Origin of the sequence: Paenibacillus sp. R14(2021) (assembly GCF_019431355.1) — a bacterium.
Classification (GTDB): domain Bacteria; phylum Bacillota; class Bacilli; order Paenibacillales; family Paenibacillaceae; genus Paenibacillus_Z.
The window spans coordinates 1,248,219-1,261,989 of the sequence record NZ_CP080269.1; the positions used below are offsets into that span (position 1 = coordinate 1,248,219).

The 13,771-nt window shown below is 52.5% G+C and carries 14 protein-coding genes; 5 read left to right on the plus strand and 9 right to left on the minus strand.

The features are described from left to right. Nucleotides 1-53: 53 nt before the first annotated feature. Nucleotides 54-719, plus strand: coding sequence for an HAD family hydrolase (locus KXU80_RS06025; protein ID WP_219837342.1), 666 nt, complete (start codon nt 54-56; stop codon nt 717-719). 102 nt (nt 720-821) lie between these two features. On the opposite strand, the gene msrA is transcribed toward KXU80_RS06025, so the two are convergent. Further along, complete coding sequence (msrA, locus tag KXU80_RS06030; RefSeq protein ID WP_219837343.1) at nt 822-1,775, minus strand: peptide-methionine (S)-S-oxide reductase MsrA; 954 nt, start codon at nt 1,773-1,775, stop codon at nt 822-824. Between the two features lie 248 nt (nt 1,776-2,023). Between msrA and KXU80_RS06035 the strand changes: the two genes are divergently transcribed. After that, nucleotides 2,024-2,509, plus strand: a complete 486-nt coding sequence (locus KXU80_RS06035) for a C40 family peptidase (RefSeq protein WP_308858199.1) — start codon at nt 2,024-2,026, stop codon at nt 2,507-2,509. A gap of 61 nt (nt 2,510-2,570) precedes the next feature. Here the strand turns inward: KXU80_RS06035 and KXU80_RS06040 are convergent, their stop codons facing one another. The 6 genes from KXU80_RS06040 to KXU80_RS06065 all read right to left on the minus strand — a co-directional run bounded on the left by KXU80_RS06040 (nt 2,571) and on the right by KXU80_RS06065 (nt 7,693). Then, nucleotides 2,571-3,134 (minus strand): NUDIX hydrolase, encoded by a 564-nt coding sequence (locus KXU80_RS06040; protein WP_219837344.1) that lies wholly within the window; start codon nt 3,132-3,134, stop codon nt 2,571-2,573. Between the two features lie 158 nt (nt 3,135-3,292). Further along, the gene (locus KXU80_RS06045) at nt 3,293-4,714 is read right to left on the minus strand and encodes an immunoglobulin-like domain-containing protein (protein ID WP_219837345.1); all 1,422 of its coding nucleotides are present in this window, start codon (nt 4,712-4,714) and stop codon (nt 3,293-3,295) included. A gap of 231 nt (nt 4,715-4,945) precedes the next feature. Next, entirely contained in the window at nt 4,946-5,605 is a 660-nt protein-coding gene (locus KXU80_RS06050) for a cell wall hydrolase (protein WP_219837346.1), read from the minus strand. A gap of 134 nt (nt 5,606-5,739) precedes the next feature. Further along, a complete protein-coding gene (locus KXU80_RS06055) occupies nt 5,740-6,432 on the minus strand; it encodes a hypothetical protein (protein ID WP_219837347.1) in 693 nt (230 codons plus the stop codon). Further along, nucleotides 6,429-7,325, minus strand: coding sequence for an ABC transporter ATP-binding protein (locus KXU80_RS06060; RefSeq protein WP_219837348.1), 897 nt, complete (start codon nt 7,323-7,325; stop codon nt 6,429-6,431). The genes KXU80_RS06055 and KXU80_RS06060 overlap by 4 nt, the downstream gene beginning before the upstream one ends. Continuing rightward, nucleotides 7,322-7,693 carry a GntR family transcriptional regulator gene (locus tag KXU80_RS06065; RefSeq protein WP_219837349.1) on the minus strand — a complete coding sequence of 124 codons (372 nt, stop codon included), beginning with the start codon at nt 7,691-7,693 and terminating at the stop codon, nt 7,322-7,324. Before KXU80_RS06065 ends, KXU80_RS06060 begins: the two co-directional genes overlap by 4 nt. Nucleotides 7,694-7,919: 226 nt before the next feature. On the opposite strand from KXU80_RS06065, the gene xerS reads away from it, so the two are divergent. The 3 genes from xerS to KXU80_RS06080 all read left to right on the plus strand — a co-directional run bounded on the left by xerS (nt 7,920) and on the right by KXU80_RS06080 (nt 9,914). Then, nucleotides 7,920-9,002 (plus strand): tyrosine recombinase XerS, encoded by a 1,083-nt coding sequence (gene xerS / locus KXU80_RS06070; protein WP_219837350.1) that lies wholly within the window; start codon nt 7,920-7,922, stop codon nt 9,000-9,002. 203 nt (nt 9,003-9,205) lie between these two features. Further along, on the plus strand, nt 9,206-9,688 hold the full coding sequence (locus KXU80_RS06075; RefSeq protein WP_219837351.1) for a DUF2975 domain-containing protein: 483 nt from the start codon (nt 9,206-9,208) through the stop codon (nt 9,686-9,688). 10 nt (nt 9,689-9,698) lie between these two features. Beyond that, nucleotides 9,699-9,914 (plus strand): helix-turn-helix domain-containing protein, encoded by a 216-nt coding sequence (locus tag KXU80_RS06080; RefSeq protein WP_219837352.1) that lies wholly within the window; start codon nt 9,699-9,701, stop codon nt 9,912-9,914. A 120-nt stretch (nt 9,915-10,034) separates the two neighbouring features. Here KXU80_RS06080 and KXU80_RS06085 read toward each other — a convergent pair whose 3' ends face one another. Both KXU80_RS06085 and KXU80_RS06090 read right to left on the minus strand, forming a co-directional pair. Then, on the minus strand, nt 10,035-11,786 hold the full coding sequence (locus KXU80_RS06085) for a proline--tRNA ligase (RefSeq protein WP_219837353.1): 1,752 nt from the start codon (nt 11,784-11,786) through the stop codon (nt 10,035-10,037). Between the two features lie 328 nt (nt 11,787-12,114). Next, nucleotides 12,115-13,668, minus strand: a complete 1,554-nt coding sequence (locus KXU80_RS06090; protein ID WP_219837354.1) for a DUF4153 domain-containing protein — start codon at nt 13,666-13,668, stop codon at nt 12,115-12,117. Nucleotides 13,669-13,771 lie beyond the last annotated feature (103 nt).

Here is a 13,771-nt window from a genome sequence, read left to right on the forward strand (position 1 = left end):
TAAATATACAATTTTTTGTTACGCTACTAGCATGCAAGAAAGGAGCGAGCATCTTGGATTTAAAAGATATGGATTGGATTTTCTTTGATGTCGGCGATACGCTTGTGGACGAGTCCTTCCCCATCGAGGACAGTATCAACCAATTCGTGGAGCAAGCAAGGCGGCGAGGCTACGGCTTCGGCAGCGAGGAGGTCAGGCAGGCGGTGATGGATGCGCACCGGAGGTTTGTATCGTTCCCAATGCGGGATGTGATGGAACAGTTGATCCCGACGGAAGAAGAGCGATCGATTATTCGAAGCGGCATGAAATACCGCAAGGAGCTCGAGCAGCCGTTTCCCGATGCGAAGCCGCTGCTGGAGCGCTTAAGCGCCGTATGCCGCATTGGCGTCATTGCCAATCAGAGCGTCGGCACCGCAGGACGCCTGGAAACCTACGGCATGCTGCCTTATATTTCGGCCGTGTTCTCTTCCGCCGAAGCGGGCTTGTCCAAACCGGATCCGCGATTCTACGAGCTTGCGCTTCGGGAAACACAATGTCTTCCGAGCAAAGCCGTCATGGTCGGAGACCGCATCGATAACGATATCATACCGGCTAAAGAAGTCGGCATGCATACGATCTGGGTGAAGCAGGGCTTCGCGCGATTGCAAGAATCACCAGGCGCGAAGGCGATGCCTGACCTTACGCTAGATCGCCTAGCGGAGATGAATAGGTTGATATAATGGGCATGAAGTCTTGACGTTCAGCGAACAAAAAGGCAGACGCGGTAAATCGCGTCTGCCTCTTTGGCATGGCTAGAATAGTTGTCGCTGGATGCGGCGTACTTACAGGAACGTCAGATAATGCCCGTACCCTTCCCGCTCCATATCTGCCTTCGGAATAAACCGCAGCGCCGCCGAATTGATGCAGTAGCGCAGCTTGGTTGGTCCAGGACCGTCATCGAACACATGGCCAAGATGCGAATCAGCTTCGCGGCTGCGCACTTCCGTGCGGACCATGCGATGGCTAAGATCTTCCTTTTCCTTCACATGCGCGTCGACAAGCGGTTTCGTGAAGCTCGGCCAGCCGCAGTTCGAGTCGAACTTATCTGCCGAGCTGAACAGGGGTTCGCCGGAGACGATGTCGACATAGATGCCTTCGCCGTTGAAATCCCAATATTCGTTGGCAAACGGAGGCTCCGTTCCGCTATTTTGCGTTACCTCGTATTGTATCGCCGTCAGCTTGCTGCGGCGCTCTTCGCGGTCCTTCGACGTGTTCCAATGCTTCGAGATGAAGGCATCGCGGCCCGAGCCTTTACGGTACATGCGGTACCGGAGCGGATTTTTGTGATGGTAATCCTGGTGATAGTCCTCCGCTGGATAGAATTCGGACGCCTCGACGATTTCGGTTACGATGGGACCGCTGAAGCGGCCGCTGTTCTGCAGCGCATCCTTTGAACGTTCGGCGGCGGCGTGCTGCTCCTCGGTGTGGTAGAAGATCGCAGTGCGGTACGAGCTGCCGCGGTCATGGAATTGTCCGCCGGCGTCCGTCGGATCGATCTGCTGCCAGTACGTATCGAGCAGCTTCTCGTAGGAGTAAATCGCTGGGTCGAACGTAATTTGGACGACCTCGGCATGCCCCGTCGTCTCGGAGCAAACCTCATTGTATGTCGGGTTGACCGTATGGCCGCCCATGTAGCCGGAAACGACGCTTATGATGCCTGGTTGTTCCTCGAACGGCTTAACCATGCACCAGAAGCAGCCTCCCGCAAAAGTCGCTTTTTGTTGATTATCGTTCATTGTTTAACACGTCCTCTCATGACTTTCTCTCCCCTATTATCATAGCAGAGGCGGCCATGCTTTACCAAATTCGGCTCCTTACTCATGTAAATGGCTTGTAAATGAGAAATTTCTCACGTAATTCTCATAAAGTCGAAATTGGCCTGCAATTACTCAGAATCAGCTCCTCATCCGGTCAAAAGCGGCATTTTCGACTGTGTTATAGTGTTACAAGACATAAGGCACCTTGAAGAGCTGGAGGGAAAGACATGACAAACATGTATAGACGTTTACTCAAGAGCATTCTTAATGTAAGCCTTTGCACCGCGATCGGCATTACGGCAATCGCAGCAGGCACGAGCATCAAAGCGAACGCTGCAACGGAAACTTCCAAGAAATTAATTGACTACGGTGAAAAATACATAGGTACGCCATATCTATACGGTGCAGTGCCTTACATGACTAATGCGTTCGATTGTTCTTCGTTTACGCAATATATCTTCGATAATTTCAACATTTCGCTGCCCCGCACTTCCATTGATCAGGCATCCGAAGGCAAGAAGATTGCAAGAGGCTACCTGAGTATGGGCGATCTCGTATTCTTCCGAACGAATGGCATCGGCATCAGCCATGTTGCGATCTACGCAGGCAACAACAAGATTTTGCACAGCGCCAACAAAGGCGTCGAAATCTCCAATATGAATACAAGCTACTGGAAGAAGAGCTACGTGACAGCACGCCGCGTCATAAGCTAAACAAACGAAAGAGCTGGATGTACGAGGCATCGCCCTCGTCATACCCAGCTCTTCTTGTTCGTTATACGCGAAACAATCCGTATCCGTCGAAGGATACGATCGGCTCCTTATCCTCGGTCAATCCATCTCCCGGCGCACGCAAGGCCACATCGATTAGCCAGCGTGTAAACCCGGCCACATTCATCGTTTCCATCTCCTGCATACTGTAGAAGCCGGCCGCGTCGACTTCTGTTTCGTCCGGCACCGGATCGCCGTCGACATAGTCCATCGCAAACGCAATGTACACATTATGGATGTTCCTAGGCAAATCGCGGAGAGCAACGATTCCTCTTACTTCTGCATCTACGCCTGTTTCTTCCTTGACTTCGCGGCGGATAGATTCATGAATGAATTCATTTTGTTCGATGTAACCCCCCGGGTTCGTCCAGTAACCCTTCCCTGGCTCCTGCGCCCTGCGTACGAGAAGAACCTTCTCTTCCCTTAGCACAAGCGCGCCTACGCCTATGCTGTAATTTCCCCAATGCACGAAGCTGCAGCTTGGCGATGTGCAGGCTTTGCGGGTCGTTCCGTCTACGTCGCGCTCTTCAAGCGGCGAGCCGCAGGTTGAGCAAAAGTTGATTGTCATCTTCGTCACCCGATCTGTCCGATATCGAATACGTTCACAGCTGAATGCGCGTTCACTTGGGTACTCATCAGCTTCGTTAATCATAGCGCCGGATGCCGCAAAGTTCAATATCGATTATCGGATGACGAAGCCCGCAGGCACGATCAAGTCTTGCGTCCTTATTGCTGCTTAACGGTAACCGTAAACGTACGGACATCGCCGGCTCCGCTATTGTTAATCAAAGCCGTCAGCGTAATGTTCGTATCGCCTTGACCGTGTGACGGACGATGAAGGACGGTGCCGTTGTTGGACAACACGGACGGATTGCTTGAATACCAGACAATCGTGCTGCCGTAATAGCCTTGCGTCGGCAGGATAAGCGGCTGCGTCACGCTCGAAGCCGAATCCCGATCCTTGAACCCGACGGTCAGATCCGATTTGTCGGCTGCAACCTTCTCGGCCGCGCTATATTCCGGCTTCACAGTCAGAATGAACACCTTCACATCCGAGTATGCCCCACTGGATAGGAATGCGGTAAGCACCACAATCGAATCACCAGTGCCTGCGGCAGGACGATGCAGCGACTTGCCGTCCGACGAAAGCACATTCGGTGCACTCGATGTCCACGTAATTTGAGAGCCGTTCACGCCTCTCGCGGTTAAGCTGTCCAGAGGACGCGTTACGCGGACGGCGGAATCCGAGCCGCCGAAATCCACTTGCAGCGCTGCTTTATCAGCTGCAACTCGCTGCGAATCCGGTAATGCCTGCTTTACGGTTACCGTGAATATCTTCACATCGCTGTAAGAACCAGACTGAATGATCGCTGTAAAAATGACGGTGATATCTCCATTACCGTTCACCGGGCGGTTAACTGTTCTGCCATCACTGGAAATAACCGAAGGTGTGGAAGAAAGCCATGTGATGTTCGAGCCGTTGTCTCCCTTGGACTTCAGCTCCTTGAAGGGCTGTGTTACGCTGCCGCTGTTGTCCGAGCCGCCGAATACGATGCTGAGTGCCGCTTTGTCTCTGGCAACACGCTCACTGTCTGTCAACTGCGGGTAATTGCCTTTCACGACGACTCTGAACGTTTTGCTCGCCGAGGCGCTGTTCAATCGAATGACGGCAGTCAGATCGACCGCAATATCCCGCTGTGTCGACCGGTTTACAGTCAAACCGTTATTCGAGATAACTGACGGGTTGCTGGACGTCCATTGAATGGAAGTGCCGTTCTTCCCTGCTGTCGGCAGAATGACGGGAAGCGTCACGCTGTTCGCCGAGTCGTTGCCTAGAAATTGAATCGACAGCGCCGACTTATCGTCTGCAACCTTCTTCACGTCCTGCTGCGACACACTGCTGCCCGCCTCGCATTCCGCCTTGAACTGCGCAATCATTTTCTTCAGAATCGCACGTGTTCGTTCGTTCTTCGTCTTCATTAGCACTTGATTGAGACGTGACTGCGCTTCTTTGCATGCTTGAAGCTGATTGTTCTTGCCGTTGTCGTGATTTCCGCTGTCGTGATTGCCGTTCCCATGCGCCCAAACGGTGCTGCTGCTGAAAGCAAACAGGGACAGAGCAAGCAGGACGATTGCCCATTTCTTCATAAACCTCTCTCCTCGCATCGTAATGTAGTGAAAACGTCACTAGTGATAGTTTTCGGGGGGCGGCGCATGTTTGCGGGGGTAATTAGGAACTTTTTGTATTTAATCCCGTTAATTGTAAACTTTGATGATCCACTGGTTACGTTCTCTTCCTCTCAAACGTCACCAGGCAGCCAATAGTTGCAGGTCATGACAAAAAAAAACCGCCAAACGGCGGGTCGCAAAGTTAGCGTATTAACGTGCAAACACATGATTCCCGATCTTCGCCGTCACCTTCAGCGATAAGACCCACTTTGATTTGGAAGCAGCCGGATTATAGTAATAAAGCGCCTCCGACGTAGGATCCCAGCCGCGTGCCGCATCTCTGGCAGCCTGGAACGCCGCAGCATCCGGAATGAGCCAGTACTGCCCGTTCTGTACCGCCGCGAAGGCAGAAGGCGCCATAATGACATTCGTGATCGTCTTCGGAAACTTAGTCGAATGCAGGCGGTTCATCACGACTGCCCCAACGGCGACTTGGCCTTTGTAGGATTCTCCGCGGGATTCGGAATAGATAATGCGCGCTAGTTTGGCCAGATCTGCTTTATTGACGGTGACCTTCTTGATCGCTCGCCACGTCAGCGGTCCGGCGATGCCGTCTCCGGGAAGTCCGCAGGCGCGCTGAAATTTGGATACCGCGTTTCGCGTGATCATGCTGTATGTGGAGGTGACCGGTGCTTTGTAATAGCCGAGCGTCTGCAGCCTGAACTGCATATCTGCTACATCTCCGCCATGACTGCCAGCCCGCAGCGTCGGCTGCGCTGCCGCACTGACGGCAGGACAGAAGCTGACGAGGCTCCCCGCTGCTGCGATGCCTGCGAATAATACGGAAGTCGTTTTCAGTCTGTTTAACATGATGGTATATTCCTCCAAACGTTGTAAGTAGGAACCCATTCTAACAGGAAATGAGCGCCGTTTGGGGAATAATGTGGATTTTTAATGATCTTAAATATTTCTCATAAAGCTTGCTTCCTTGGCTGTACGCAAGCTTAGACCGTGCAGCGGCGCAGCAGCAAATACGAGAAACAAACAAGCAGCAGCTCCAGCGGAAAGAGAAACAGCGCGATATCGAAGGCGGAATAACCGCGGAAGAAATCGAAGATGCCGCCCCACCAGCCATAATAGTTGGACGCATAGCCGAGCACGGTCCCTAGCAGCAGCCCGATGATCGCACCCGTGTAGAGTCCGGTCTTTCCGAAACGGCGAAACAAGCACGATACGGTAAATCCGAGCAGATACATGAACACCATCAGCGAGAAGCAGACGATGAATTGCTGCAGCACGCTGCCATCGCTTATATAAGGCAAATGGAAGAAATAGAGCCGAACGCCCCATCCGTCGATCACGCGATGCTCAATATAAGAAAGAAACGTCAGTACGACGCTTACACAAGCCCCTGACAACACGCACATCAACATGGAGCCTGCGAAATAATCGCGCCTTCGTACGCTCAGTCCGAGTGCGAACGGAAACGTTTGATGTACCGACACGATTCCGTTAACGATTGTATAGATGAAGATGGAGGACAATCCGCCCGTAATGATTTCTTCGTCGTCTATGGGAATGACGCCTGCGATAAACAAATTGATGATAAAGCTGGATAATAGAATAATCCAGGGAACATAGAACCACGTCCATTTATCTCTTACATGCATTTTAACGATGCCTTTTACCGTACTCATGCGCGCATCTCCTCCTTCTGCCCTGCTTTGCGGTTGGTGAGATAGACGATCAGCTGCTGGATCGTGACTGGCGTGAATTCAAGGCCCCGCTCCTCGGCCTTGCGCTGATCGACAGCCCCAAGGCTGCCAAATACCGTTGCAGATCGGAAGCCGCCCAGCATTTCCAGATGAATAATCTCCCGGCCGCTCGTGTAAGCGTCGACCTTCGCAGCAGGTCCGGTCACCGTGTATGCGCGGCCCCGAAGCAGATCGGCTTCCTCATCAAGCAGGATACGTCCGTTGTCGATGACAATGATATGCTCCAGCAGCCGGCTGACCTCGTCGATTAGATGCGTGGACAGAATGACGGTTCTCGGATATAGCGCATAATCCTCCATCAGCCTGTCGTAGAAGATCCCCCGCGCAACAGCGTCCAGTCCAAGGTACGGCTCATCGAATATCGTAAGCGGCGCCCGGCTGGCAAGCCCGATAATAATGCCGACGGAGGAAAGCATTCCCCGGGAGAGCTTCTTCACTCTGCGCTTCACCGGCAAATTGAAATCGCCGATCAGCCGCTTCGCTAAATCTGCATCCCAATTCGGGAAAAACAATGCCGCTGTTGCCAGGACATCCACGACTCGGAAGCTGTCCGGATACTTCTGGCTCTCCTTCACGAAGCAGGTCTGCCGCAGCACCGCATTGTTCTCATAAGGCGCTTCGCCGAATACCTGCAGCTCGCCGCTCGACGGAAACAGCTGTGCCGTAATCATATGCATGACGGTCGTTTTACCGGCGCCGTTGCGGCCGAGCAGACCGTAAATCTTATTCGCCTCGATCGTGAAGCTGATCTCGTTAACGGCGGTGAATTTTCCATAAGCCTTCGTCAGCCGCTTGGCCTCAACAATCTTCGTCATGTCCGGTTCCCCCTGTTCCGAATCATATCTGTCAGCTGCTCCGTTGTGATGCCAAGCTTCTCGGCTTCCCGAATCATCGAAACGACGTATTGCTCGAAAAATTGTTCCTTTCGCTTCTCCATCAGCTTCACCTTCGCCCCAGACGCCACGAACATGCCGATCCCCCGCTTCTTATACAAAATCTCTTCGTCCACCAGCAAATTAACACCCTTGGCAGCCGTCGCCGGATTAATGCCGTAGAAAGCCGCGAACTGGTTCGTGGAAGGAACCTGCGACTCCTCCGGCAGTCCGCCGCCGATAATGTCATCCTCGATACGTTCGGCAATTTGTACGAAGATGGGCCGGCTGTCGTCCATTTGATTACCCATCGCTACACCACCACATTGGTTAGTTACTCTTGCAACTAACTATATAAGTAACTGACATCACTGTCAATAGCAGCTCCGCAAGATCCGCACCTGCCCGGAGACTTCCTCTGTTACAGCTGTCAGTCCTTCGGTCCGAACATCCGTTCTTTCCAATATTTACTTTGGGTCATCGAAGCACTAGAATAATGATAACTGGATTCAAGGTACATGGAGGTAGAGCGTTCGCATGAATATCATTAAGATCAAGGACCGACAAGAGCTGGACCGCAGAACGCCGTCCATGCCCTGGTACATCGAGAAATTCATCAACTATAAGCTGCCTGACCTCTCGCCTTCCTCGCTGCTGGAATATGTGCGGGATTACGATACGTTTCTGTCTTGGCTGCTCGCCGAGGGACTCGCGGAAGGCCCGACGATTCGGGACGTGAAGCTCGAGGAGCTGGAGAAGCTGCACATGGACAGCGTGGATGCGTTCAAGATGTTTCTCGCTACGCATCCCGAGCACAACAACAGCCGCACGACCATCTCGCGCAAGCTATCGTCGTTGCGTTCGCTTTTCCACTACTTGAGCCAAATTGCGGAGGATGAGCAGTTCTATCCGCTGCTCAAGCGCAATGTCATGGCGAAGGTATCCATTAAGCGGACGGCGAAGCCCAAGGATACTGCCGCCAAGCTGGAAGGCAAGCTGCTGCAGGAACAGGAAATCGACGAGTTTATCCGGTTTATCAATGAGGATTACGGAATGGAGGTCGCTTCCAACAAACAGGCGCTCTACGCGTACACGAACAACCGGACGCGCGATACGTCCATCGTCAGCTTGATTCTGAATTCGGGGCTGCGTGTTTCCGAGCTGATCAACATGAACATCGACGATCTGGATTTGAAGAAGAAGCTGCTTTATGTCTACCGCAAAGGCAAGAACGACGACACCTTTAAAACACCGGTTTATTTTCGTCAGGAGGCCATGCGGGATTTGCAGCTCTATCTGTCCCAGCGGGATTCGCAGTACAAGGCGCCCAAACGGGAGAAGGCGCTCTTCCTCGCCATCGCGAATGGCAAGAAGGAAGGCTCCAGGATGACGAAGCGCGCCATTCAGGAGATGGTGATCAAATACGCGAAGCGGTTCGGCAAGCCTTATTTGTCCGTCCATAAGCTGCGCCATTCGTTCGCGACAGACTACTACCTCCGCAACGACTTGTACAAAACGCAGGAGCAGCTTGGCCACGCATCGCCGGAAACGACGCAAATCTACGCGCATCTAACGGACAAGACGATGTCCGAGGCGATCGACCGGCCGAAGGAAGCATAAGGCGCTCGTCACCGTCACGCGTCTTCTGTTATGGCGAACTCAAATAAGGAGCGGTTTCTTCGTCATGGGTATGACGGAGGAACCGCTCCTTCTCGTTCGAGCTCTCACTCGGATACAGTCTTGAGAAAAAATAGTTGTAGACAGCAGGCGGGCATTAAGACTGTGTTAGAGTGATTTTAAATTAAATTAGCGAGGTGCACTTAATGAAACGGGGAACAACACTCTTTTTGAAGATGGCTGTTATTCTTATTGGAATTCCAATTCTTGCTGTGTGCATATTTCTAGTGCCTAAAATCGGAGATTTTGCTGGAGAATTGTATCCAGAATTCGCTTTTTTGAAATCTCTCGTTTTTATCGATATGTACGCGGCAGCGGTCCCTTTTTACTTTGCTCTGTATCAAGCTTTTAGACTTTTTAGCTATATGGATAAGAGCCAAGCGTTCTCGGAATTATCCGTGAAGGCTTTAATGAGAATAAAATACTGTGCCATCACAATCAGTATCTTGTACCTGCTAGGTATGCCACTCTACTATCTCATGCAGAGGAAAGTTGACCCTCCAATTATCACAGTCACCGGATTCGTCATTATTTTCGCTTCAATGGTGATCGCCGTTTTTGCTGCTGTTCTCCAAAGGCTCTTACAGCAAGCTATACAAATAAAATCAGAAAATGATTTAACCATCTGAGGTGAATAACATGACGATTATCATTAATATTGATGTGATGTTAGCAAAACGAAAAATGAGCGTAACGGAGCTTGCGGAGAGGGTTGGAATTACGATGGCCAATCTATCTATTCTGAAAAATGGGAAAGCAAAAGCGGTTCGTTTTTCAACATTAGAAGCAATATGCAAGAATTTGGATTGTCAGCCAGGTGATATTTTGGAGTACAAAAGCTACGAAGACACTTAATTAAACTTGATTCGAATGACAGATAAGAGATTATACAGGGTCTAAAAAACCGCCGGTGACCTTAAGCAGGTCACCGGCGTTATGACTTAAACTATAATTCGCGTATGCTCCTCTTGGGATCTAGGTCATACCGGAAGTCGATTTTACTGCTAAGGTCTGAAGAACCTTCGACGGCACCTCGGCAAGCGGAATTCGTACGACGTCCTCGCTGCTTCCTCTTTGTTTCCATTCCACGAGCCCTTCCGAAATTCCTTTCCCGATGACGACTCGAATCGGCGCTCCGATTAGATCGCTGTCCTTCAGCTTCACGCCTAGCCGTTCCTCCCGGTCGTCGAGCAGCGGTTCGAAACCGGCAGCCTGCATCTGATCATACAGCATTTCCGCCGCAGCCATTTGAGCAGTATCCTGATGGGATACCGGAATGATATGCACCTTATGCGGAGCCAAGCTTGCTGGCCATATCATGCCGTTCTCGTCGTAATGCTGTTCAATGACGGCAGACAAGAGCCGGGATACGCCGATTCCGTAGCAGCCCATAATGATCGGATTGCTTTCACCGCTTGCGTCGACAAAATCGGCGCCGAGCTTCTCGCTGTATTTCGTGCCAAGCTTGAACACATGTCCGATTTCGATGCCGCGAATGATGCGCAGCGAGCCCTCCGAGCAATTCGGACATGGCTCGTTCTCCTGCACATTGCGATAATCCCCCAACCGTACCTGCGGGAAGTCTCTGCCAGGGACGATGTTGCGCATATGATAATCGGTTTCGTTCGCGCCGGCAACGGCTTGCCCCAATGCCGCAGCCTCGAAGTCCGCCAGGACGGGAATGTCCAACCCAACCGGACCGGCGAAGCCCGAGGCCGCCCCCGTGATCGATCGTACGGCATCGCTGTCCGCCAGCTCCAGCTGCACGGCTTGCAGCGTGTTCTTCACCTTCGTCTCGTTCACCTCGTGATCTCCGCGGGCAAGTACGGCAACCGGACTGCCGTCCGCCATATAGATCAGCGTTTTGATCAGTTCGCTGCTTGATAGGCCAAGACCCGACACAAGCTCGTCAATGGTCCGCAGCCCCGGAGTATGGAACTTCTCGGCTTGGGGAGCGGCAGCATCGACCGAAGCGATTAGGGTCTCAGCAGAAGCAATGACAACGTTGCGTCCGACCGCCTTCTCCATATTAGCTGCATAGCTGCAGTGGCTGCATGTCACCACGTCGTCTTCACCCGAAGCTGCAATCGCCATAAACTCATGCGTCCCGCCTTCGCCGCCGATTGCGCCGGCATCTGCTTCTACGGCGCGAAATTGGAGACCGCACCGCTCGAAGATCCGGTGATAGGCATCGTACATGGCACGATAGGTCGCGTCCAAGCTCTCCCAATCCGCGGCAAATGAATAGGCATCCTTCATGACGAACTCTCTGCCGCGAAGCAGGCCGAAGCGCGGACGACGCTCATCGCGGAATTTGGTCTGAATCTGAAACAGCGTTACAGGCAGCTTGCGGTATGACGAGATCTCTTGCGCGATGAGCTGCGTGATGACTTCTTCGTGGGTCGGTCCAAGCGCGAACTCCCTGCCGTTTCGGTCCTCAAGCCGAATTAACTCCGGTCCGTATACTTCATAACGTCCCGATTGTCGCCATAGATCGGCCGGCTGAAGCGCCGGCAGCAGCACCTCCTGCGCGCCAGCGGCCTCCATCTCCTCGCGGACGATCGCTTCTACATTGCGCAGCACGCGCCGGCCAAGCGGCAGGAACGAATAGACACCTGCAGACAGCTGGCGGATGAAACCTCCTTTGAGCAGCAATTGATGACTGACGGCTTCCGCATCGGCCGGTATTTCGCGAAGGGTAGGTATAAAAGCTTGTTTCTGCCTCATGGCGTTCATCCTCTCTACGTACATTCGTAATCAAATAAAAACGCAGGCCCGTCCCCAGTAAAGGGACGAGCCTGCGCTCGTGGTACCACCCCAAATTCAGCCGCGCCGATTGCCGGCAGCAGACTCTCTGGTTGGGATAACGGGGAGCTCCCGGCTGCAAATACTGGAAACGTTCCTTGCAGCGACTACAAGGCGGGGCCAATCGGCGGCTGCGGGGCGCCTCTCAGCCTGGCGGGCCCCCTCTCTGTGCGCAGTCACGATTCGATCGGCATTTCCTTGATCACGGTCATTGATTGGTATTAAAAATACAACATCTCCAGCTCTAAAGTCAACCGTTACTCGCCTGCCCGGGCTGCTCTAACGCCGCAGCTCGGGATTTGGATAGATTCCAACTCGGCCATCCGGAACCGGTAGGAGCCTGGTCACGAATCGACCGGATCGCATCTTCCAAATTGGGAATCGGCCGGGGATGTCGTTCTTGCAGCTTCAGCAATGCCGGCAGTGCATCCGTCGATAAATGACTGAGATAACGCGTGTCGATTTTACCGTTCTGCTCGTAGCGTTCACTGTTCTGCCGCGCGATCATCCCATCAAGATCAGCGTAGTTCATGACGATGTAGGCGGTAAGGCCAAGCGCGATATAGGCCTTGGCCAAGGAGAAATAAGAACGCCATATCCGAATGATCGAAGCCGCAAGAATAAAGCACAGCAAAATCATAAAGCCGTGCACGAGCAGCCTCGTTTGCGTATAACCATACACCTGTTCGTACAGCGAGAGTCGGCCGAAGGCTGAGATCAACATCACCAAGGTGCAGCCAACCAGCATGCTTAAGCTGAATTTGCGGACAAGCTCAGCAGCGCGTTCCCCCTGCTTCACGAGATGCAGACCGCAAAGCAGCAGAATCAAATTAATGAGCGATACGGCGATCAGCTGCGCGAAGCCTTGTCTAGCATATTCAGCGTAGACGCTGCCTGCGGGAAGCATGCCCTTCGAAGCACCGAACAGGTAAGAGAATTGAATAACCGCGAAGACGATATAAACCAGGTTAAAGCTGATCAGCAGCGTGCTCGCGGTAAGCGGATCCAGCTTATAGGTCTTCGCCTTCTCTTCGTAAACTACCAAGGCAAGCCCGTTCCACGTATCATGCGTACCGACCTGATGGTCGCCGATTCGGCGGAATAGCAGCGCCCACAAGTAACTGAAGGCATACAAGGCGAATACCGCTCCGACGAACGTACGTATAAAGCCGCCAAACAAGTCCCAATGAAACAACAAGCGCGGAATCCGCCACAGCAGTTCATTGAAAATCCGGTCGGCGGATGCCAGAAGTCCGATGACCAAGCCGAGCAGCGGCGCTGCGAGCAGAAGCCCGAACAAGATGCGCTTTGCCTTGCCGACCATTCCTTGTTCAACGGCGTTCTTCGGCGTCAGGCGGTTCGCAAGCAGTCCGAACGGCACGAATATATGCGAGAAGGGCTTAAACAAGCTCAGCAGCAGCACATCGCCGTAAAATCCTGCGCGATACCACGGCTTGCCGCTGCTGCGCGTCAACAGCACCGTTTGGGCTGCAATAAGCGCCGGCAGTAGAATCACATTGAGCGCACGAAACAGTTCATTGGCATAAATCATATAGGTGAGCGACAGCAGCACCACCGGCAGACTTAGCAGCCAGCCTGATTTCGACTGCCCCTTCCATTGGTCGAAGCCGCCGATTCTCCCCTTCACCGCATAGAAGAACAGGCCGTAGAATGCGGCAACAAACAACGGCACGGACAAATTCAGTCCATTCCAAACAAATAAATATTGGCTCCATAGTCCAAACAGCAGCGATAATAGCGCCATATTCTCATATTTTCGCTGCCAAGGCGCTGGATCCCTCATGCTTTCACTTCCGTTTCATGCGCTGGTCAGCAGCGCGAATAACTTGCTTCCATTAATTGTATCCGATAAAATAAGAACAAAAAGTGCAAGTTTATATTGGAAA